This window comes from Dongia soli (assembly GCF_034044715.1).
Taxonomy (GTDB): Bacteria; Pseudomonadota; Alphaproteobacteria; order Dongiales; family Dongiaceae; genus Dongia_B; species Dongia_B soli.
Window position 1 is genome coordinate 38,828 of record NZ_JAXCLW010000002.1, and the last position, 20,050, is coordinate 58,877.

Here is a 20,050-nt window from a genome sequence, read left to right on the forward strand (position 1 = left end):
AAGTATGAGCAGTCAGAGCGGTTGCTAGACCTTACTCGCTGAGGCGCTCTACCAGGCGATCCATGAAGGCATCGCATTGTTTGATTTGCGCGATATCGACATATTCATCCGGCTTATGCGCCTGAGCGATATGGCCTGGCCCGCAGATGACAGTAGGAATGCCGATATTTTGAATGAGCCCGGCCTCCGTACCATAGGCGACCTTGATGGTGCCATTTACCTGCGCCAGGGATTTAGCCGTCGTGGTGATCTCCGCATCCAGCGGTGTGTTGAGCCCGGGGAAGGCGGATAGTTCGCGCCAGGAAAAACCGGTTTCCGGTGATATGCGGTTCATTTCCGGCTGCAAGTTTCGCTCGGCGAAGCCCCGAACATCATCGAAAAGTTCTTCAGGATCGACGCCGGGAACATAACGAAATTCGAAATCGAAATGGCAGTCCTTCGGTACGATATTCAAAGCGGTGCCGCCATTGATGACGCCCGTATGTACCGTCGTATAAGGCACATCGTAATCGGGATCGAACGGGCCTTCCTCTGCCATGCGGCGGCTGATCCGTTTCAGATGTGCGATAACTTCCGCCGCATATTCAACCGCATTGACGCCCTGCGGCGCCAATGAGGAATGGCACTCATGGCCGTGCACATGGCAGCGGACGCTCTTCTTTCCCTTATGGGCAGTCGTGACCTGCATGCCGGTCGGTTCTCCGACGATGCAGCCGACGGGCTTCACATCCCAATCCTTCATCAAGGCCAAAGCTTTGCGCACGCCGATGCAGCCGACTTCTTCGTCATGCGAAAACAGGAGGTGTATCGGCGTCTTCAAGCCCGCTGCGGCGAATTTGGGGACGGCTGCCAGGGCAACGGCGAGGAAGCCCTTCATATCGGCAACACCGCGCCCAAAAAGGCGGCCATCTTTCTCGATCATCTCCCAGGGATCGCTATGCCAGTCCTGGCCGTCCACCGGCACGACATCGGTATGGCCCGACAGGCAAATCCCACCTTTATCCTCTGGCCCGATCGTCGCGAACAGATTGGCTTTAGCGCCCGTGTCGTCATGCACCAGCAAGCTCTTGACGCCATAACCGTCCAGATAATCGCGGACAAAGTCGATAAGTTGCAGATTGGAATTACGGCTCGTGGTGTCGAATGCGATCAAGCGCCGCATCATTTCCTGGCTGGTCATTTTCGAGGATGCCATGATCCTATTGTCCGTTAGGCCCGCCGGCTCTTCGCATATTCCACCGTGCCAGAGACGGGGGCCGAGGCAGTGGGAGCCGATTTGGGCAGTGCTTGTTGACGATAACGATAATTGCAACAATAACTCTTTATGGGTTGATAGCAAGCTGAACGGATATGCAATTAAGGAAGCGTGGTTTTTCAACGCAAAAGACCAGGAAGCGAGGCGGCTGAGAATGCCCTTGCCGCCTCAGATCAGCCGCACGCACCATATCGATGGTGTTCTCGCCCGCTACGAACCGGCAATGCCTGATATGCAATTACCGCTGATTTTCGATTCACCCCATAGCGGCCGGGCTTATCCCCAGGACTTCAACCATGTGCCGCCGCGCGACATGTTGCGGCGCGCCGAAGATGCTTTCGTCGATGATCTCTATGAGACAGCACCCTTGCATGGTGCGGTCTTTTTAAAAGCCCTGTTCCCCAGGTCTTATGTCGATCCCAACCGGCATGAGGACGAAATCGACCTGACGATCATGGAGGAGGATTGGCCCAATCCGGTCGTTCGCAGTGAAAAGGCAGAAATGGGTCTTGGCCTGATACGCCGATTGATAAAAGGCAATGTCGAAATCTATGATCGCCGGCTGAGCATTGCTGAGGTTCGGTCCCGGATCGACCGTTTCCATCGGCCGTATCTGCAGGAACTGGAAGCCCTGGCGGAAAAGGCGAGGGCCGAGTTCGGCGCTGCCTGGCATATCAATTGCCATTCGATGCGCTCCATGGGGCGACATCGCGGTCAGCGGATCCCGCGTGCGGATTTCGTCCTTGGCGACCGTGACGGTACGTCCTGCGAACCGGATTTTACCGACATCGTGTCAGGCACGTTGCGCGACATGGGCTACAGGGTGGCGTTGAATGACCCTTTTAAGGGCGCAGAGTTGGTGATGCGGGTCGGCCGCCCAGAAATCCAGCGCCATTCACTGCAGATCGAGGTCAATCGCGGTCTTTACATGGATGAAGACCGGATCGTCAAAACGGCTGGCTTCGATCGGCTTCAGAAGGATATCGATCGGCTCATTGCCACTGTCGCTGCCTATGTCTCGGATCGATTGGCAAAATAATATTGGCTGGACCGATGGCTGTTAAGGTGACCGGGATCACAGATATCCGCGCGTAACTACGACAGATTTAGGACGCTCGCGTCACTGAGCAGCATGCATCGGGGGATGGGCGGGGTGTGGTCCCAGGAGAGCCGCACGCTGTTCCAGCGAAATGCGCTCACGCCTGAAACTGCTCCTGCAGAATGCGTTCCTCTAAATGATGCTCCGGGTCGAAAAGCAAGGTCAGGCGGATGCTGCGATCTTCACTGACCGTCACCTGCGAAATATCGCGGATTTCGTTGAAATCGGCGGTGGCGCTGACTGGCCTTTTATCGCCATCCCGGATCGTAAACCGCACCACGGCACGATGCGGCAGGATGGCGCCGCGCCAGCGCCGCGGGCGAAAGGCGCTGATCGGCGTCAGGGCCAAGACGCCGGAGCCGATCGGCAGGATCGGACCGTGTGCGGAAAGGTTATAGGCCGTGCTGCCGGCCGGCGTAGCTACCATTATTCCGTCACAAACCAATTCCGGAAGGCGTTCGACGCCGTCGATGGCGATGCTAATTCGCGCCGCCTGGGCGGTTTCGCGCGAAAGATAGACTTCATTGATGGCGAGAGCCAGATGTTCCGATCCGTCCTGGCAAATTACCCTCATCTGCAAGGGATGCAGGATCGATTGGCGCGCCTTGGCGATGCGTTCGGGCAAATTTTCGACATCGAAACGATTCATCAGAAAGCCGACAGTCCCGCAATTCATGCCGAAAAGCTGGACGCGGTGATCGATGGTTTGATGGAGCGTCCGCAACATGGTGCCGTCGCCGCCCAGAACGACGATGACATTCGCTTTCGCCGGATCGCCCTGGCCATAGCGCGCGATCAGGGTGGCTTGGGCCGCCTGGGCATCGGCGGTTTCCGCCGCCACGAATGCGATGGCGCCTTGCGACCTACCTTCCATGATCTGTCCAGTCTCCGTCCCGGGAATGCGGTTTGGTCGAGTATAGCGGCCTCCTCAGCCACTTGCCAAATGGGCTGCGACCGACCACAGTCTAGCCGGCGGATCGGCTGCGATTCCGGCGATAGCTTATGCCAGGATTCTGGGGAGAGATGAAATGACAAGGTTTCTTGGAGGGATTGCGGCGGCCATCCTCCTGATCATGCTGGCCGGCCATGTGACGCTGGCACAGGCGCAATCCGCGGGAAGCGGAACCCAGGATGCCAATTCGACCGAAACCATCTCCCTGACACCGCCCGAGCCGTTGCTGCCCGAGCCGTCCGATGAGGCCAGCGATAGCGATGGCCAGGCCGATCGCTACGCCGGATATTATTATCCAAAGCCGAAAACGACCGAGCATTACACCTCGCCGGCGCCGACCCTGCCGGATAGCGACAAGGTGCGTCGCCAGGCTTTCGTCATCGGCCTGACCAAGCAATTGCTGGGCGGCCAATATGCACCTTACTACGCCATCTTCACCAAAGGCAGCCAGTCGGACAAGCTGATCATCGTCGGACTGGTCGATGGACAATTGGACACCGTCTATCGGGCACGCGCTTTGCTGGCGACCCTGACCGCCGTTGCCCGGTCCACCAGCTTTTTCCAACAGACCACCCATCCGGAAGAGGCAAACTTCTTCGACTTGATGAAACTGTTGGGTTATCGGCAGATAACCTTGACCGATGGCAAAGCCTTCGCTCATCAGATCACCATCGATTGAGCGGCTGCGCCGAAGATAGACCTATCTTACCTTGCGGAAGGTCAGGTTGAAACGGTAAGGCCCGGTCAAGGAATCGGTGCCGCCGGCGAGCGTATCAACGCCGTGAAAATGCAGCCGCGATGCACCACCCCAGACGGCAACATCGCCGCTATTCAATGGGAAGCGGCGGGCCTTGTCGTTACGGCGTGCGCCGCCGAACAGGAACGTCGCCGGCAAGCCCAACGAGACCGAGACGATGGGAGCCGCGAAATCCGCCTCGTCCTTGTCCTGATGCAAAGACAGCTTCGCACCCGGTTCGTAGCGATTAACGAGGCAGCAAGTCGGCCAGAAATCCGGAAAACCGGCCATATCCGCAGCGCGCTGGGCTAGAGCGAGGAAGGATGACGGCATGGCCGGCCAAGATTTGCTCGTTGCAGGATCGATAGCTTCATAACGGTAGCCACGTCGATCGGTAATCCAGCCATAATCCCCACAATTGGTGATGGCGACGGACATGCGATAGCCGCCCGGCGTGGTCATATGGCGAAAGGGTGACCGACTTGCGATATCAAGGATATCCGCAAATAGCCCGGTGACCTCATCCAGGGCGAAGCCCCTAAGAATAACGCCGCCTTCCGCCAAAGGCATGATGCCTTGGTCAAATTCAGCGAAGAGATCTCCGGTCCCCATGGACGTCACGATGCATCGTGAAAAATGATGCCGAGTGTATGACGGTGGCCACTGCGCAACCGGCTCACGCCATGCCGCATCTGTACACGATAGCTTCCCTTGGTTCCTTGTGCGGGGCGATGACGAACGGCGAAAACGACTGCATCTCCCTGGCGCAAGGAAACGACTTCCGCACGCGATTGCATGCGTGGCCGTTGTTCCGTCAGAACAAATTCTCCGCCGGTAAAGTCTTCCCCAGGTGTCGAAAGCAGCACAGCGATTTGCAGCGGAAACACCAGATCCCCATAGATATCCTGATGCAGGCAATTGTAGTCGTCGGCTTCGTATTGTAGCAGCAAAGGCGTCGGGCGCGTCTGCCCCGCGGCATGACATCGCTCGATGAAAGCCGCATGTTCGGGAGGAAAGCGCGGCTCCAGCTTCATCGCCGCCTGCCAGCGATTGGCGATCGGTGCCAGATAGGGATAGGCCTCGTCTCTAAGTGTCGCGACGATAGGGGGGAGGGGGTATTCGAAATATTTATATTCACCCTTGCCGAAGCCATGGCGACCCATTTGTATCCGGCTGCGAAAGAGCGTGTCGTCGGGATAGAGCTGCCGCAATGTGCGGCAAGTGACTGATGGAAGCAGCGATTCGATGATCGCGCAGCCATAACGATCCAATTCATCTTCCAACCGCTTCCAGTCGCAAGAAGCCAGGCGTTCCGACAGATGCGCCACCGCGCGGTCGAGAGGAGAAGCGGGAGGATCTACTGCCCGTTTCGGCGTAGTTTCAGGCCGCATCGCAAGGCTCCGATGTTGGTGATCGATACCAACGCAATATGGAGACCGGCGGCCCTGATACACTCCGAATCTTGCTGGCGGCTCTATCTGTCTAGCCGATCTCATGATCGACGACGCGCCGCTCGGCGGTCATGGCACCAATCTCAGGTTTCATCGCCGCATGGAGTGGATGGCGCTGATAGGCTTCCAGAGCATCGGCATCGGGGAATTCGGAAAGCAAGACGACATCGGCCGACGTGTCGCTCCGACTGAAATCGATGCCCACCTCAATTTTGAGCAGGCCAGGGACACGGTCGCGCAAGCCTTCCAGTAACTGCTTGATGCGGACGGCATTGCCGGCCTTGTTCGGTGTATCCTTCAATCTCCACATGACGATGTGGCGAATCATCGCGATATCCTAACGCGCTGGGATGACGTGCGGCGGGCTATTACCCGCCGGTCACGCTCATATGACGAGAAACCGCGGGACCTTGATGCCGGCGATCAATGATGAAGTCGTGGCCTTTCGGCTTCCGGGTAATGGCCTCGCGGATCGCCTCAATCAGCGTCGCATCGCTCTCGCTCTGGCGCAACGGTGTGCGAAGATCGGCGGCATCGTCTTGGCCGAGGCACATGTAAAGCGTGCCCATACAGGTCAGCCGCACACGATTGCAGCTTTCACAGAAGTTATGCGTCAGCGGCGTGATAAAGCCGACCCGTTGTCCGGTTTCTTCCACGCGGACATAGCGGGCAGGGCCGCCGGTGCGTTCCGCGGTGTCCGTCAAGGTCCAGCGCTGCTGTAGCTTGGCGCGCAGCATCGAGATGGGGAAAAACTGATCCAGCCTGTTTTCGCCGCCGATATCGCCCATCGGCATCACCTCAATAAAGGTGATGTCATGGCCCTCGCGGCCGGCCCAATCGACGAGATCGAATATCTCCTCGTCATTGACGCCTTTCAGGGCGACGGTATTGATCTTCACCTTTAAGCCCGCCTGCTTGGCGGCACGCAATCCGTCCAGCACGACGGGCAATTTGCCCCAGCGTGTGATGGCGGTGAACTTTTCCGGATCCAGCGTATCGATAGAGACATTGACGCGCTTTACCCCGCAACGGGCAAGATCATCGGCATATTTAGCCAATTGGCTGCCGTTGGTGGTGAGGGTCAATTCATCCAATGCGCCGCTTTTCAGATGCCCCGATAAGCTGCGGATCAATTCCATAATATTCTTGCGGACTAAAGGCTCCCCGCCCGTCAGGCGGAGCTTACGCACACCCAGGCCGACAAAGGCACTGCATAGGCGGTCCAGCTCTTCCAATGTCAGGACTTCCGCCTTGGGCAGGAACGTCATGTCTTCCGCCATGCAATAAATGCAGCGAAAGTCGCAGCGGTCCGTGACGGAGACGCGCAAATAGGAGATGGTTCGGCCGAATGGATCTATCATGTTTCTCAATATAGATAGTCCCGGGGCAGATTTCTTCCCCAAAACGACATCCATCTGCGCCAAGATGGCGCTGTAAGCGCCTTGGGAAGAATCATGCAGATCAACGAGTTGCGGCCTTGTATCGGTATTTTGCTGGCAGGCGGACTGGCCCGGCGGCTCGGCGGGGGCGATAAGGGACTGTTGGAAATTGGCGGCCGTTCGATCCTAGAACGCACCATCGCTTGTTTGATGCCGCAGCTCGACAGCCTTGTTCTGAATGCCAATGGCGATCCGGCGCGGTTTGCCGCCTTTGGTATTCCCGTGGCGAGCGACCGGATCGCCGGCTTTCCGGGACCGCTGGCAGGCCTGCTGACAGGGATGGAATGGGCGGCCGAGCGCTATCCCCTTTGCCGCTGGGTCCTGACGGCGCCGACCGATTGCCCCTTTTTGCCGGCCGATCTCGTCGCCAGACTAGCTGAGGCGTCTGATGAGCGAACTGAAGTTGCCATGGCCCGTAGTTCAGGCCGGCAGCATCCGGTTGTGGGCCTCTGGCGCATCGATTTACGGGAGAAATTGCGAGCGGCTCTGGTCGAGGAAGGACTAAGAAAGGTCGGCGATTGGACCGATCGTTGCAAATCGATCGTCGTCGACTTCGAGACGACGCCGTGCGATCCGTTCTTCAACGTGAACACGCCAGAGGACCTAGCCCTGGCGGAGCGGCTGATAAGCGCCGGCAGTTGACCAGACAGGCGCCATCCAATGCCAGATGGCGCCTGTTTGAAGAACGTCTATTAGCCGGACAGTTTGACCATCGGCCGGCCGATCAGCGGGCTGCGGTCACAACGATTTCGACCTTCCACTTCGGATCGGCCAATTTCGCTTCCACCGTGGCGCGGGCCGGCGCTTGGCCCTTCGGGACCCATTCTCCCCAGGCTTTGTTCATCTCGGCGAAGGTCGAGATGTCGGAAAGGAAGATCTGCGTGCGCAAAAGCTTGGTTTTGTCGGAACCGGCCTCGGCCAGAACCGCATCGATCTGTTTCAGGATGTTCTTGGTCTGCTCATAGACCGAAGGCGAAACCGGTTCTTCGGCGACAGTGCCGGCAAGATAAACTGTGTCGCCGTGGATGACGGCATCAGCAATAAGAGACGGGTCACCGAGACGCTTGATCGACATGCAAACCTCATTCACTTTTTGGTTACGAAGGACGGGATTATGTCTTCTCCGATACGCGCCGGAAAGGGTTGTTTCGGCGGAATACAAAGGCTTGGCACACTCCCGCGCCCTTAATAGACCTTATCAGCTACGAGAGCAAAACTATTGCCAGTTGCAGGGAGAGTGACCCTATAATCGAGCGTTAGGGGTGTGTTGGGTCACTCATGTGAGAGGGGAGTTCCGATGCATAAAACCTTGATCAACTTGGCGGTCCTTGGCGGCCTCTTGCTGTTGAGCGCCTGTGCCGACAGCCGGATTTTCGACACCAATTGCAGTGGGAACGGTAAGATTTCCAATCCGGAATATTGCACCAAATTCCTGCACCCGGTTGCAGGCCCCTGGGCCGTTAAGTAAAAGCCCGGTAAGAAAGCGCCAAACATCATTGTTTGCCGGAATTGTGAAGGCGGCGGCCACGATGGGGGCTGCCGCCATTCGCATCTCCCTGTCGCGCTGAACCGGTGCGCGCCGAGCTCCGGCGAAATCCGCATTGATCGGCGTATTTTGAAAGCTGGCACGCACTTTGCTCTATCTGTCTTAGAAATGAGCAACGAAGGTGCCCGAAATGCGGCTTTGGCCGGAAGATAAGGGATTAAGCGCGACGAGGACGGCAGTTTTTGCCGGTCAGGAGACGTCCTGGCCGTATGAACTTTGCCGGCTTCTGGTGCTTTTTCCATTGCAGCTTCCGGGCGGCCGGCAGCGGGGTTACCGGGGGGAAGGGTCATGAACACCGCATGGCTACAGACCTTAATGGCGGGCCCGACCCCGCTAACGGGCGCCTCCATTGCCAATAACAGCCCCCATGCTTCCCATAGCCTGCACCGCTCCAGCCGCAATATGGCTGCGAGCAACACCCATGGCATCCAGCCGGATGTGGTCGCCTCGATCAAACAGGCCAGCGTGTCGACCGGGGTGGATTTCTCCTTCCTGATGGCCCAGGCGGCCCGGGAAAGCAGTTTTGATCCCAATGCCAAGGCGAAGACCAGCACGGCGCACGGGCTCTACCAGTTTGTCGAACAGACCTGGCTGTCGGTTTTGAAGGATCACGGAGCCGAATACGGCTATGGCAATCTGGCGTCTCAGATCAAGACCGACAGCAGCGGCCGCATGGTCGTCAAGGATCCGGCGGTTCGGAAGGAAATCCTGAATCTGCGGCGGGATCCGCAGCTTTCGTCGCAGATGGCCGCGGAACATGCCGCCGACAACCAGGCGAAGATGGAGAAGAAGCTTGGGCGCGAAGTGACCGGTACGGATCTGTATCTGGCGCATTTCCTCGGTGTTCAAGGCGCGTTGAAATTCCTGAGAAACATGAAGAGCGATCCATCGGTGGCCGCGGCCGATCTCTTTCCCTCGGCCGCCGATGCCAATAACAAAGTTTTCTACAAAGCCGATGGCACGCCGAAATCCCTCAGCGAGATCTATAATAATTTCGGCAAGAAGATAAATGCGGACATGGCTGCTTACCGCGATCTCAATGTGCCGACGGACGCCACCGATCTCGCGCAGCTGCAAACGAAGAATCCGGCGGCGCAACTTGCGCAGCTGTTCAATAGCGACGGTGATGATCGGCATGGCGCGCTCGCCGGCAATCGCGCGGTTTTCGGACAGACCAATCCGGGCGGCGTGCTGTCGCCTATGATGCTGATGACTTTGGCCGGTTTGCCGACGGCGGACGAGACGGATTCGACTTCCCGTCCATCCGACAATCATGAGAAACAGCGCTGGCTTCAGGGCGGGATCGCGTCACTGGTCGGTTAGCTTTCTAATTACCGCTCATTAAATTACCGCTCGGTTACCTGCCCGTACCGGTTTCTTCCAATTCACCGGCCTATTTCACGTGCCGGATTCGTCTCTCTTCAAGTCTCGCCTCACTTCGACTTTCATCTCACCGCCGTTCCGACACGACATGCGAGTCGCACCGGCACGCACCTGACGGCGTCATTTCGCCAGAACCATTCGGGAAGCAATCTGAGATGGAGACAATGTATGTTGAACGAGTCGATCAAGGGCAGGAGCCTCATTACATTGGAGGATCTTTCCACCGGCCAAATTCAAGAATTGATCAACGACGCGATCTTGCGCAAGCAGATGAAGCGCAACCGTGTCTTCCCACGCAAGCTGCAGAACTACAATATAGGTTTGGTCTTTTTGCGGCCGTCTTGCCGCACGCGGGCGTCCTTCATGGTGGCCGCGACCGATGAAGGCGCGCATCCTCATGTTTTTGCTGCCGAAGAATTGCGCTTTGGCAGCGGCGAAAGCGTCAAGGATATCGCTCGGGTCTTGGGGCGCTTGTTCGATGGCATCGCCATTCGCAGTCATGAAACAACACTCATCGAGGAAGTCGCAGCATACGCCGGTGTTCCGGTGTGGAATGCAATGAGCAATCAGCACCACCCGACGCAAGTCCTCGCTGATCTAATGACAATCAAGGAGAATGGAATCGATTTGAGCGGCGCTACCGTCGCTTATGTCGGGCATGGCCGTGGAAATGTCGTCGTCTCATTGATGGCGGCTGCTGCGAAGATGGGAATCGACTTGCGGCTTGTCACGCCACCCGGTACCGAACCGGAACCTGAACTTGTCTCCCGACTGTTCGGCCCCGCCAAACATCCTATGTCTCGGCTGATTGTGACGGACGAACCGGAAGAGGGATTGGATAACGCCCAGGTCGTCTATGGCGATATGTGGGTTTACATGGATACCGGTGAGGATATTGCTGCTTTGACCGACGGCTTCCGCAATTATCGCATCACGCGGCATATGATGCGGATGACAGGTCGCAACGACACCATCCTGCTGCATTGCTTGCCCTCGCAGCATAACCTGGAGACCGCCTTCGCCCGCGCCCATCCTTACGCGATGGATACGGAAGATGCTGTCTTTGAAGGGCCGCGGAATCGGGCCTTTGATCAGGCGGAAAACCGAATGCACACGATCAAAGCTTTGATGCTCGCCACCATATAGGAACACAAACCGGTCAGTATCCGCCCTGGCGGTTGGGGCGGATCGCTGGCTGGCCTAGGACCGGAGACCGAAGAAGGGGAAACAAGGGGGCCCAAGCTAACGATCGGGCGCAATGTTGGGCAGCATCACGTCGATGATCATATTCACATTCATGCCATCTGCCGATAGAGGCAGGAGCAAGCCCTCGACCTGATAATGGCGGCTGTCCCAGACTTCATCGTCGAGATAAAAATGCGGGTGCTTCGTGTCGATGATCTGTTCATAGGCTTGCTGCGTGACCTCGCGGTAATCCTGCAGAGGAATTTCGTCCACGAATCGGCCGGTCAGTTCGATGCCGCTGACGCCAACGCAATTCGATCCATCCACGCGGAAGCGAAAGCGGGGATGCGGCGCGTGCACGACTTCCGCCAAGCAAAGATAGCCGAGGCAAAAAGAGAGATCGACAGGGTCAATATCGCTTCGCGCGGGCAGCAATTTCCCTTCTCGTTTAAGATCCCAATAATTGTACATACGCCGGAGGCGCTGGTCGTGAAGCTGATCGACCGAGCGCAAAGGCAAAGCCATGTAATTCTGCTCCCAAGTATCGATCCGTCCAAAGCTGGCGGACCCGTCGCAGTCTAATCGAAACCATTGTCTTTTAAAGGTAGCGAACGCTGCAGCTGCACCGCATGTTATTGTATTCCCGGAAGGCTGCCAAGTTTCCGTAATACGCGCAAGTCAGCCAGCAGTTGCCGGCTTTAGGCCCACAACCGCCCTATCAACTTGTTTTGAGGGGAGCAATTCTTGCGGGTATGGGGAACAATCCGAGGCGTAAGCCGTTAATCTTCGAACAAAGGTTGTTGTGAGCACCGATGTGGAGAAGAGAGATGTGGAACATACCTCGCATTCTGCGGATTACCCTGCCGATTGCCGTTATCACTTTGGCGTCCGCCTGTTCCGTCACCTCTGGAGACGAGCGTACCGGGGAATATATTGATGACGCGACCATCACCACCCAGGTAAAGGCCAAGCTGGCATCCGAAGGCGGCGTTACACTGGCAAATCGCGTCTCCGTCGAAACCATGCAGGATGTCGTTCAGTTGAGTGGTTTTGTTCCCACCGCTGCGGAGAAGCAGCAAGCCGAAAGTATTGCGATGGGCGTCAAAGGCGTGCGGAGCGTAAAGAACAATATTATCGTACAATAGTCGAGGCCGGTAAAATGCTGTGCGGCGTCAATCACGAGGCTTCCTGAAAGCGCCGCACTACCGGCAGCTTCGGGTGGCGAGCTGTTGGGGCATGACCTGTGTCCGCTAAGTCAATAACGACGACCTTGTTGGTCGTTCTCGGAATTCTTATCGTATTGGGAATCGGCACGGCCGTAGCGCTTGTGAAGGTGGATCCACGGCCGCTCGCCGAACGCTACATCAGCAAGATCTTGGATCGACAATTGCGCATCGGTACCCTGGCGATCCGGTGGGGTAACCCTGTGCATGTCGAGATCGGAGATCTACGTCTTGCCAATGCGCAATGGGGCAGTGCGCCCGACATGCTTCGTGTCGAGCACGTGAGCGCAGAAATCGATGCTAAAGCGCTTTTGTCCGGCGTTCTGCGCTATCAACATCTTACGATCACGAAACCCACGCTGATCCTTGAGCGGAACGCCGAGGGTATCGGAAACTGGCGCTTCGAATCGGGATCTCGAAGTTCGCAGCCGGATCAAGAAAGCGGCTTGTCGGTCGTACCGAAAAATCGGCGGCAATTTCCGACCTTGCTGGATTTTGTCTTGCGGGATGGTCTCGTCACCTACAAGACATATAGCGACCATGTTTTGAAGATCAGATTGGATGATGTCACCATTGGAGCGACTGGTGATGATGCTCTGGTGGAAGTCCAAGCTGACGGTGCCTATAACGATGCGGACATCCGGCTGAAAGGACAGACCCAGTCCTTCACCACGATGCGCGATGCGACCGTTCCTTTCGGCACAACTTTTTCGCTTCGGCGCCATTCCGCGAAGCTGGATTTCACCGGCACAATGCGAGAACCACTCGACTTCGAAGGGGTTCAGGGACCAATCCGAATTACGACCGACAAGTTGAGCGATATACTCAGCATCTTCCACATGAAATTGTCGACCGACCCGGCGGCCACGCTCACGGCGGATCTGTCGCGACAGGGCAACCTTTGGAACTTGATGGATAGCAAGGGCAGCATCGCGACGAGCAGCTTCAAAGGCAAGTTTACGGTCTTGGAGGGAAACCGCGGCGCGACGGATGACGTTTCGGTCGACCTGGCTTTCGATGAGCTGAACCTGGATAAATTGCTCGCCAAGGATGAAGGCGACGATGCCGAGCAAAAGTCCTCTGAAAAAGGATGGACCAAGCTTTCATTGCAAACGCCAGATGAGAATGCACCACGCATCGCCGCCAGAATTGCGGCCAAGCAGATGGTCTATGGCAATATTCGGCTTGGCGATCTGTATTTGGATGGCAAGGTCGGCCCCGGCGATGTGACCCTGAGCGAGACGCGATTTAACCTGGCGAGTTCCCGATTTTACGTAGCTGGAGTGCTAAAGCCGGAAGGGGATGGCAGCCGTCTCACGGCATCCTTGGCGCTGGAAGACGGCAAGATCGAGCGCTTCATCAATCTCCTGTTCGGTGAATCCGCCGATGTTCAGGGCCGTGTCGATGGAAAAGCGGTCATCAATTTGCGCGGTGCCACCCTTGGCGAAGGTCTGAAGACCAGCGATGGCGCACTGGTCTTATCCGTGACGGACGGACGGATTGCACGCGCGCTGCTAGAAAAGATTGCGACCGATCTTCGCGCCTTGTTCCGGCGCGGCACGGGAACCGCCAAAATTTCCTGTATGCTCGGCGTGATGCAACTGAAGAACGGCATGGGAACAATCGAATCCTTCAAGCTGCGCACGCCGGAAGCCAATCTCAACGGTGAAGGGCGCATCGATCTGTTGAATCAGAACGTCGATCTTTTTTTGCAGAGCGAAGCGGATTCGACGGGATTCTTCGCATTGGATGTCCCCTTGCAAATCGCGGGCAATTGGCGAAACCCAAAAATCCGGCCGGCAAGCAAATCGGTTTCGAAGCAAGCAGGCGCGGAGCAGGCAGGAAAGCTTCCAGCGTCGCTTCGTCAACTCGCGGATGGGAACCGCTGTAGCCAGCAATAGGTCGCTCTTGGCGCGCCACTCCCCAGCCTTTCAGTCAAGTTCCTTGGTCATGAGAATGACCCGGACACTTCCTTGCATGACATTTCGCAAGGCAGTGAAGCCGCGCCGGCGATAGAAATGCTCGGCCGTGACCGAGGCCGCAACGGCGAGAGAAAAATATCCATTGGCCGCTGCCAAGCCTTCGATTTCCTCCAGAAGCGCCGTGCCGACACCCTGGCGGTGATAGACCGGGTCGACGAAGAAGCAGCGTAGGACGTTCTTTTCCAGGCTGACCGTACCGACAACGTCGTCGCGCAAGGTGGCGACCAGGAAATGGCGGCCCGCGAGTTCCCGGGCGATGTGGTGAGGGCCAAAACTGGCGGCGATCCGTTCGATAACCGGCGGTGCATAATCACGCGCATTGGTTTCGTGCAAGGCATTCAAGATCGTGCGGCTGATCGCTGCTGCGTCTTCGGTGGTAGCAATTCGGATATCGATATCGGTCCGCAGCATGGCCTGGCCTCGTCTGCCGCCGCCATCATATAGCGAAATGGCGTCTGGCGCCATGAAGCGGCAGGCGACGGCCACTGCCTCTCATGGTTTTGGTTGCCCTCTTGACGTTCGCCATAGCCGGGCGTATTTGTCACCCTCGCATCAAGAGTTGGGCTGACGCCCAACGCCAACCTGCGTACCCGCGCAAGGTGGTGCCCCGAGACCGGGGGATGTGGCCGGACCGGCAACCAAACGGGACCAAGCCGCTGCGTCAGCCCTCCTGTGTTTTAGGAGGGATTTTAATGCCTGATAGTATCGATATCGTGCCCGACCTGTCTCTGGTGATCAGCCCGGAAGACGACGCGATTTTTATATGCACTTGTCTGTACCGCAATCGCCGGGGCATTGCCGAGCGAAGCCTGATTTATGCGGTAGTGCATCGCCGCTTCGGCTTGTGGACTCATGTCTACCGGGTCGTGCCGGATAAAATTATGCCAAGTAAAGCCCTGCAATCGCCAAGGGCCGAAGGGCTGACGGTTTACCTGGAGAAAGCCATCGAAGGTGAGGCGGTCGACCAGGCGCGGGATTGGGTGCGCGATAAATTCAGGGACTGAAATCAAGACTGAGGTTCAATGGGCCGGAATGGCGGCGGCACGTCGATGGCCGGCGAGGCTGGCAAAGTAGGCGAGGGCGCTGAGGGCGGTGATCCAAAAGCTTGCAGGCCAATCGGTATAGTAAGCGAGGACAAGGCCGAGCCAAGCTTCAACCAAAGCCAATCCGGCAGACAGAGCTACGCCGAGGCCGAGCCGGCTGGTCAGCCGCTGTGCGGTCGCCGCCGGTCCGACCATAAGGGCAAAGACCAGCAGCACGCCCACAACCTGCGCGCAGGCGGAAACGGCCAAAGCGACGATGGCCAGAAACAAGATAGAGACCAGGCGCAGCGACACACCCTTCGCCTCGGCCAGCTCGGGCTGAAGGCTGGCAAATAGCAGCGGCCGGGCGATCACCCCCAAGGCGATGAGCGCAGCGGCGCCGATCCCGAACAGGACCAACAACGTGCTATCGCTGACGCCGAAGACATTGCCGAAGAGCAGCGCGGTCGCCTGGGTCGCATAAGCCGTGAAAAAATGCAGGAACAGCAAGCCAAGCCCAAGCGACAGGGACAAAATCACACCGATCGCGACATCACGGCCGCTTAGCTTGTCACCTAAAGCTCCCATACCGATCCCGGCCAGAAGCGTGAAAGCGATCAGGCCGGAAAGTGGCGATCCACCGATGAGGATTGCACCCGTCGCACCGGCAAAGCCGACATGCGACAAGGCATGGCCGGCAAAGGTCTGGCCGCGCAATACGAGGAAAAAGCCGACAACGCCCGCAACGATGGCGACGATGCCGGCGGCGGCGAAAGCATGCTGCATGAAATCATAGTTAAGCATGACGGCGCCCATTATGGGGATCATGGCTATGCGCATGGTCATGGCCGTGATTGTGGCCGTTCTCATGCATATGGGCGTCACGCTCCATGTCATGCTCGCCGGACATCACGAAGATGCGCTCGTTGATGCGAATGACCTCGATGTTGGAGCCATATAGCCGCGACAGGACTTGCCCGTTGATAACCTGATCGACGGTACCAAGAGCGGCATGGCCGTTGCCGAGATAAAGGACCCGGTCCATTGCCGCCAGGAGCGGATTTAGCTCATGCGCGCTGAACAGAACCGCGATTCCAAGCCGTCGCTGGACGTCGCGCACAAGTTCCACCACCACCCTCTGATGATGCGGATCTAGGCTGATCAGCGGTTCATCCAGCAGGAGCAGCTTGGGCCGACCCAGCAAGGCCTGAGCGAGCATCAATCGTTGCCGCTCGCCGCCCGACAGATCACTCAGCGGGCGTTGGGCAAGATTCGTCGCACCGACCAACTCGATCGCTTCCGAAACGACCTGGCGTCGCGCGGGATTGAGGAGGGGCAGGCCCCAGCGATGGCCATCTACACCACTGGCGACGAAATCCCAGCCGCGCAAAGCGAGATGCGGCGCTAGGCTGCGCAATTGCGGCATATAGCCGATTGCCGGATTTCCGCGGACGGCCTGCTCGCCGAGAACCGTGACCTGTCCCGAGGATGGTCTGACGAGGCCGAGAAGGGCGCGCATCAGTGTCGTTTTACCTGCGCCATTGGGGCCCAGAACACCGATGAATTCGCCATCGCCAATGGATAGGCTCACATCGCTGAGAATGAAGCGGCCGCCCAGAGCGATCGTCACCTGCTCAAGCTCGATTGCCGGAATGGAAGTCGACGCCATGCAATTCATCTTACTGCGTTGTTGTGGTGACGCCGGCCGGTACTGGTGACAGCGCTTTTTCGAGTGCCGTCAGCTGGTCCAACATCCATTCCTGGTAGGTCTTGTCGGCTGGCTCCGTTTCACTGACACCTACGATTGGGATGCCGGAAGCTTTGGCAAGATCAAGGAGGCGGCTTGTCAGGTCATCGGTGGTCTGGCTGTTATAAATGAGCGCCTTGACGCGGCGGCTTTTAAGGTCGTCCTGGAACGCGGCGATATCCTTCGCACTTGGCTCGGTATCGTTCATGATCGACCGCTGGAAGCGCTGGTTCCGATCTTCCAGGCCGATGGCCTGCGCCATATAGGCAAAAACCGGTTCGGTCGCCGTTACCGGAACGCCGGCATAGCGGTCATGCAGATGCTGGATCCTATCCCTGAGCGGCTGGAGTGAGGCGAGAAAATCCTGCAGGCGTTTTTTGTAATCAGCTTCGTGCGCAGGATCGGCAGTGATCAAGGCGCTGCTTAACGCCTTCGCCAGCGCCGATATAGTGTTCGGATCGTACCATAGGTGCGGGTTGTCGCCGCTTTGTGTTCTCGTCAAATCGGCGGCGACAATAATGCGAGCCGAAGGCGTCTCGGCCGCTTCCAGCAATTTCTGCACCCACGGGTCATAATCAGCACCGTTATAGATGACCAGCGCTGCATCGGCCAAAGCCCGCGCGGCGGCAGGGCTGGCTTCGAACATGTGGGGATCCTGATCGGGATTGCTAAGGATGCTGGTAACCCTGACGTCGGGGCCGCCCAATTGCTCTGCGACATCGCCGTAGAAATTCTCGGCCGCGACGATGCTCAACCGCTTACCGTCCGCCGCAAAAGTCGTCGGCATGCTGGCCGTCAGCGACAAGGCCAGGGTCAAGGCGGCGAGCAAAACGGGTCGGACGGGCTGCATAACATTCTGGTCCGTGAATGTCATTGACATGTTGTTATATTATATCGTTTCAAATCCTGTCTATGACGAAACCGGTCTTGCCTCAAAATGCCGTGACGCGGATTGAAAATCTTCCCCAGTCTTTGTTAATACCCCGGCGGGGAAGCAAGACGCCCAATAAAGCACACACAGCAGCGACTTCAGCGAGGTAAGAGCATGCAGCGACGGATCGAAACACTGGCGACGGCAACGGTGGTGGCGGGGCTTTTAACCTTAGTTTGGGGTCTTCCAACGCAGGCGCAAAATATCCAGGGCGACCGGCAGGCTGCGACTCAGTTGGCCGCGTGTGAGGCGGGCGATCGGATCGACAGCACGACTGCCGCTGATGCTAGGAAAAAAATCGAGGCGGCGGGCTATCGGCAGGTCCGCAATCTGGTCAAGGGATGCGATAATTTCTGGCACGCATCGGCGGTGAGCAAGGATGGCGGCCAGGGCAGTGTCGTCGTGACACCAAAAGGCGAGGTCTGGCCGGAAGGCAACTGAGCCGTGTCGATTAAGCCATTGGCAAGCCTAGAGTAGCTGCTCCCAAGGCTGGGCGAATAATTCTTTTATCTTCTGCGTGACCGGCCGGTCTTTCCAACTGGCTGCATCGATTTGCTTCGCGCCGACGATATCCTGGGAAAACATGGCGCTTAAGGACTGAGCTGTCTCACGGCCTAGAACGATCGCATCGATCTCATCATTGAAGAGGACGCTCCGTTGGTCGAAATTGGATGAGCCGATAGCCGACCAGACGCCATCGACAATGACAGTCTTCGAATGCAGGACGACGCCCTGTGTCTCGTAGATCTTCACGCCAGCGTCCAGCAATTCGGTATAATGCGAGTGAGCAATTGCAACGGCGGAGGGCGCATCGCTCGTATCCGGTAACAGCAGTCGAACATCGACGCCGCGTTTAGCGGCCGCCGTGATGTCTTCCATGGCTTCTTCCGTCGGAACGAAATAGGCTGCGGTTAACCAGATCGATTTCTCCGCATTGCGAATCGCCGAGAGAAGAGTGACGTAGTAATGCGATAACTGCTGACTAGGTGAACTGCCGATGATACGGACCACCTCTGATCCCTGCGCTCGCAGCGTGGGATAAAAGCTGGTTTGGTCAAGCGGAGGGCCTTTCTGTTCAGCCCAATGGCGCACGAAAAGATCCTGGATCTGGGCCACGGCAGGGCCCTCGATCTGGATATTGGTGTCGCGCCAATGTTCGGGCGAGCCACCGCGAGCCTTTCTGCCGAAGGTGACACTCTCATAGGTGCGGCTGAGATTGACGCCGCCGATTATCGCGAGCTTGCCATCGACAATCAGAATTTTTCGATGGTCACGATCATTCGGAGAATAGTCGTCCTTGGCATCCAGCGGATTGACCGGATTGAATTCGACGGTTTGGATGCCGCCTTTGCGGAGCCGATCCAGAAAGTCCTTGGACAATGAGAGCGAGCCAAAGCTGTCATAGATGACATTGACGGCCACTCCTTCGCGGCGCTTCTGCAACAGCAGATCGCTCAAGTGAGTGCCATCGCTTTCGACATCTTCCAATATATAATATTCCAGATTGATATGCGTTCGCGCTGCCCTGATAGCGGCAAAGATTGCACGAAAGGATTGGGGGCCGTCACGCAGAAGATGAGTCCGGTTACCGGTTGTCAGGGGGTTATCTGATATCGCTTCTTCAATCGCGAGATGCCGTTGCAACATGCCGGTGTCGCCAGCTTCCCTCGTAATGCCGGCTAATATTTGTCTACTGCGCTGGGGCGATACTGGGCCGTTTCCACCATCAATCTTCGGTGTTGTAACTGTCCCAGCAGAGCCATCGATAACTGTATCAACATCCTGCACCGAAGCGCAGCCGACAAGAAGAATGGCGAGGAGAGAGGCTGCGCTATGGCGCAATGGAGAGCACGTAATGCTTGCGGATTGCCACATGGTGCAAGCATGACGAAACTAACGAGATTGAGCAAGACGCAGGTCAGTGAGCTCAGTCACAGCCTCTTGAACGGGTTGTGGGTGTAATGTCCCGCTGACAACGGCCCGTTCAAAACCACCACAAAGCGCGATCACTTTTTCACGGCCCTGTGATCTGGTCATAATGTTGCCTAGATTAGGGAAATAATAATGTTTCAGGGGAAAACTTTCCGTTACCACTCATG

23 protein-coding genes, 1 pseudogene and 1 riboswitch are annotated in these 20,050 nt (G+C 57.3%); of the genes and pseudogenes, 10 read left to right on the forward strand and 14 right to left on the reverse strand.

All coding sequences use genetic code 11. The features are described 5' to 3' along the window. Positions 1-31: 31 nt before the first annotated feature. Entirely contained in the window at positions 32-1,195 is a 1,164-nt protein-coding gene (gene argE, locus SMD27_RS06735) for an acetylornithine deacetylase (RefSeq protein WP_320507606.1), read from the reverse strand. A 214-nt stretch (positions 1,196-1,409) separates the two neighbouring features. Between argE and SMD27_RS06740 the strand changes: the two genes are divergently transcribed. Next, on the forward strand, positions 1,410-2,294 hold the full coding sequence (locus tag SMD27_RS06740) for an N-formylglutamate amidohydrolase (protein ID WP_320507607.1): 885 nt from the start codon (positions 1,410-1,412) through the stop codon (positions 2,292-2,294). Between the two features lie 157 nt (positions 2,295-2,451). Here SMD27_RS06740 and SMD27_RS06745 read toward each other — a convergent pair whose 3' ends face one another. After that, on the reverse strand, positions 2,452-3,228 hold the full coding sequence (locus SMD27_RS06745; RefSeq protein ID WP_320507608.1) for an NAD kinase: 777 nt from the start codon (positions 3,226-3,228) through the stop codon (positions 2,452-2,454). Positions 3,229-3,382: 154 nt separating this feature from the next. Here SMD27_RS06745 and SMD27_RS06750 point away from each other — a divergent pair, with 154 nt between their 5' ends. Beyond that, positions 3,383-3,985, forward strand: coding sequence for a hypothetical protein (locus SMD27_RS06750; protein WP_320507609.1), 603 nt, complete (start codon positions 3,383-3,385; stop codon positions 3,983-3,985). A 21-nt stretch (positions 3,986-4,006) separates the two neighbouring features. Here SMD27_RS06750 and alkB read toward each other — a convergent pair whose 3' ends face one another. From alkB to moaA, 4 genes are all read right to left on the reverse strand, one after another. Further along, complete coding sequence (alkB, locus tag SMD27_RS06755) at positions 4,007-4,654, reverse strand: DNA oxidative demethylase AlkB (protein ID WP_320508637.1); 648 nt, start codon at positions 4,652-4,654, stop codon at positions 4,007-4,009. Between the two features lie 5 nt (positions 4,655-4,659). Then, a complete protein-coding gene (locus SMD27_RS06760) occupies positions 4,660-5,433 on the reverse strand; it encodes a 2OG-Fe(II) oxygenase (RefSeq protein ID WP_320507610.1) in 774 nt (257 codons plus the stop codon). 91 nt (positions 5,434-5,524) lie between these two features. Then, positions 5,525-5,821 carry a Dabb family protein gene (locus tag SMD27_RS06765; RefSeq protein WP_320507611.1) on the reverse strand — a complete coding sequence of 99 codons (297 nt, stop codon included), beginning with the start codon at positions 5,819-5,821 and terminating at the stop codon, positions 5,525-5,527. A gap of 40 nt (positions 5,822-5,861) precedes the next feature. Beyond that, positions 5,862-6,854 (reverse strand): GTP 3',8-cyclase MoaA, encoded by a 993-nt coding sequence (moaA, locus tag SMD27_RS06770; protein ID WP_320507612.1) that lies wholly within the window; start codon positions 6,852-6,854, stop codon positions 5,862-5,864. 93 nt (positions 6,855-6,947) lie between these two features. On the opposite strand from moaA, the gene mobA reads away from it, so the two are divergent. Continuing rightward, positions 6,948-7,574 (forward strand): molybdenum cofactor guanylyltransferase MobA, encoded by a 627-nt coding sequence (mobA, locus tag SMD27_RS06775; protein ID WP_320507613.1) that lies wholly within the window; start codon positions 6,948-6,950, stop codon positions 7,572-7,574. Positions 7,575-7,656: 82 nt separating this feature from the next. Here mobA and SMD27_RS06780 read toward each other — a convergent pair whose 3' ends face one another. Beyond that, positions 7,657-8,007, reverse strand: a complete 351-nt coding sequence (locus SMD27_RS06780) for a RidA family protein (protein ID WP_320507614.1) — start codon at positions 8,005-8,007, stop codon at positions 7,657-7,659. Positions 8,008-8,208: 201 nt separating this feature from the next. Then, positions 8,209-8,478: a hypothetical protein gene (locus tag SMD27_RS06785; RefSeq protein WP_320507615.1), complete on the reverse strand. Its 270-nt coding sequence runs from the start codon at positions 8,476-8,478 to the stop codon at positions 8,209-8,211. A 288-nt stretch (positions 8,479-8,766) separates the two neighbouring features. On the opposite strand from SMD27_RS06785, the gene SMD27_RS06790 reads away from it, so the two are divergent. Both SMD27_RS06790 and argF read left to right on the forward strand, forming a co-directional pair. Beyond that, a complete protein-coding gene (locus tag SMD27_RS06790) occupies positions 8,767-9,801 on the forward strand; it encodes a transglycosylase SLT domain-containing protein (RefSeq protein WP_320507616.1) in 1,035 nt (344 codons plus the stop codon). Between the two features lie 228 nt (positions 9,802-10,029). Further along, complete coding sequence (argF, locus tag SMD27_RS06795) at positions 10,030-11,007, forward strand: ornithine carbamoyltransferase (RefSeq protein ID WP_320507617.1); 978 nt, start codon at positions 10,030-10,032, stop codon at positions 11,005-11,007. Positions 11,008-11,103: 96 nt separating this feature from the next. Here the strand turns inward: argF and SMD27_RS06800 are convergent, their stop codons facing one another. After that, positions 11,104-11,571 carry a PAS domain-containing protein gene (locus SMD27_RS06800; RefSeq protein WP_320507618.1) on the reverse strand — a complete coding sequence of 156 codons (468 nt, stop codon included), beginning with the start codon at positions 11,569-11,571 and terminating at the stop codon, positions 11,104-11,106. A gap of 302 nt (positions 11,572-11,873) precedes the next feature. On the opposite strand from SMD27_RS06800, the gene SMD27_RS06805 reads away from it, so the two are divergent. From SMD27_RS06805 to SMD27_RS06815, 3 genes and pseudogenes are all read left to right on the forward strand, one after another. After that, positions 11,874-12,191 carry a BON domain-containing protein gene (locus SMD27_RS06805; RefSeq protein ID WP_320507619.1) on the forward strand — a complete coding sequence of 106 codons (318 nt, stop codon included), beginning with the start codon at positions 11,874-11,876 and terminating at the stop codon, positions 12,189-12,191. A gap of 98 nt (positions 12,192-12,289) precedes the next feature. After that, a pseudogene (locus SMD27_RS24120) lies at positions 12,290-12,634 on the forward strand (AsmA family protein); the annotation flags it as partial. Between the two features lie 672 nt (positions 12,635-13,306). Beyond that, entirely contained in the window at positions 13,307-14,170 is an 864-nt protein-coding gene (locus SMD27_RS06815; protein ID WP_320507621.1) for an AsmA-like C-terminal region-containing protein, read from the forward strand. Between the two features lie 30 nt (positions 14,171-14,200). Here SMD27_RS06815 and SMD27_RS06820 read toward each other — a convergent pair whose 3' ends face one another. Continuing rightward, positions 14,201-14,662: a GNAT family N-acetyltransferase gene (locus tag SMD27_RS06820; RefSeq protein ID WP_320507622.1), complete on the reverse strand. Its 462-nt coding sequence runs from the start codon at positions 14,660-14,662 to the stop codon at positions 14,201-14,203. A 133-nt stretch (positions 14,663-14,795) separates the two neighbouring features. Further along, positions 14,796-14,903: riboswitch (SAM-I-IV-variant riboswitch) on the forward strand. On the opposite strand from SMD27_RS06820, the gene SMD27_RS06825 reads away from it, so the two are divergent. Next, positions 14,872-15,255: a hypothetical protein gene (locus SMD27_RS06825; protein WP_320507623.1), complete on the forward strand. Its 384-nt coding sequence runs from the start codon at positions 14,872-14,874 to the stop codon at positions 15,253-15,255. Its footprint overlaps the riboswitch before it by 32 nt. Positions 15,256-15,270: 15 nt before the next feature. On the opposite strand, the gene SMD27_RS06830 is transcribed toward SMD27_RS06825, so the two are convergent. From SMD27_RS06830 to SMD27_RS06840, 3 genes are read right to left on the reverse strand one after another with little or no spacing between them, the layout of a single operon-like run. After that, complete coding sequence (locus tag SMD27_RS06830; RefSeq protein WP_320507624.1) at positions 15,271-16,077, reverse strand: metal ABC transporter permease; 807 nt, start codon at positions 16,075-16,077, stop codon at positions 15,271-15,273. Continuing rightward, positions 16,070-16,942 (reverse strand): metal ABC transporter ATP-binding protein, encoded by an 873-nt coding sequence (locus SMD27_RS06835; protein ID WP_320507625.1) that lies wholly within the window; start codon positions 16,940-16,942, stop codon positions 16,070-16,072. Before SMD27_RS06835 ends, SMD27_RS06830 begins: the two co-directional genes overlap by 8 nt. A gap of 10 nt (positions 16,943-16,952) precedes the next feature. Further along, on the reverse strand, positions 16,953-17,870 hold the full coding sequence (locus tag SMD27_RS06840) for a metal ABC transporter solute-binding protein, Zn/Mn family (protein WP_320507626.1): 918 nt from the start codon (positions 17,868-17,870) through the stop codon (positions 16,953-16,955). A gap of 195 nt (positions 17,871-18,065) precedes the next feature. On the opposite strand from SMD27_RS06840, the gene SMD27_RS06845 reads away from it, so the two are divergent. Then, positions 18,066-18,392, forward strand: coding sequence for a hypothetical protein (locus SMD27_RS06845; protein WP_320507627.1), 327 nt, complete (start codon positions 18,066-18,068; stop codon positions 18,390-18,392). A 27-nt stretch (positions 18,393-18,419) separates the two neighbouring features. On the opposite strand, the gene SMD27_RS06850 is transcribed toward SMD27_RS06845, so the two are convergent. Then, complete coding sequence (locus SMD27_RS06850; RefSeq protein ID WP_320507628.1) at positions 18,420-19,598, reverse strand: phospholipase D-like domain-containing protein; 1,179 nt, start codon at positions 19,596-19,598, stop codon at positions 18,420-18,422. Between the last annotated feature and the right edge of the window lie 452 nt (positions 19,599-20,050).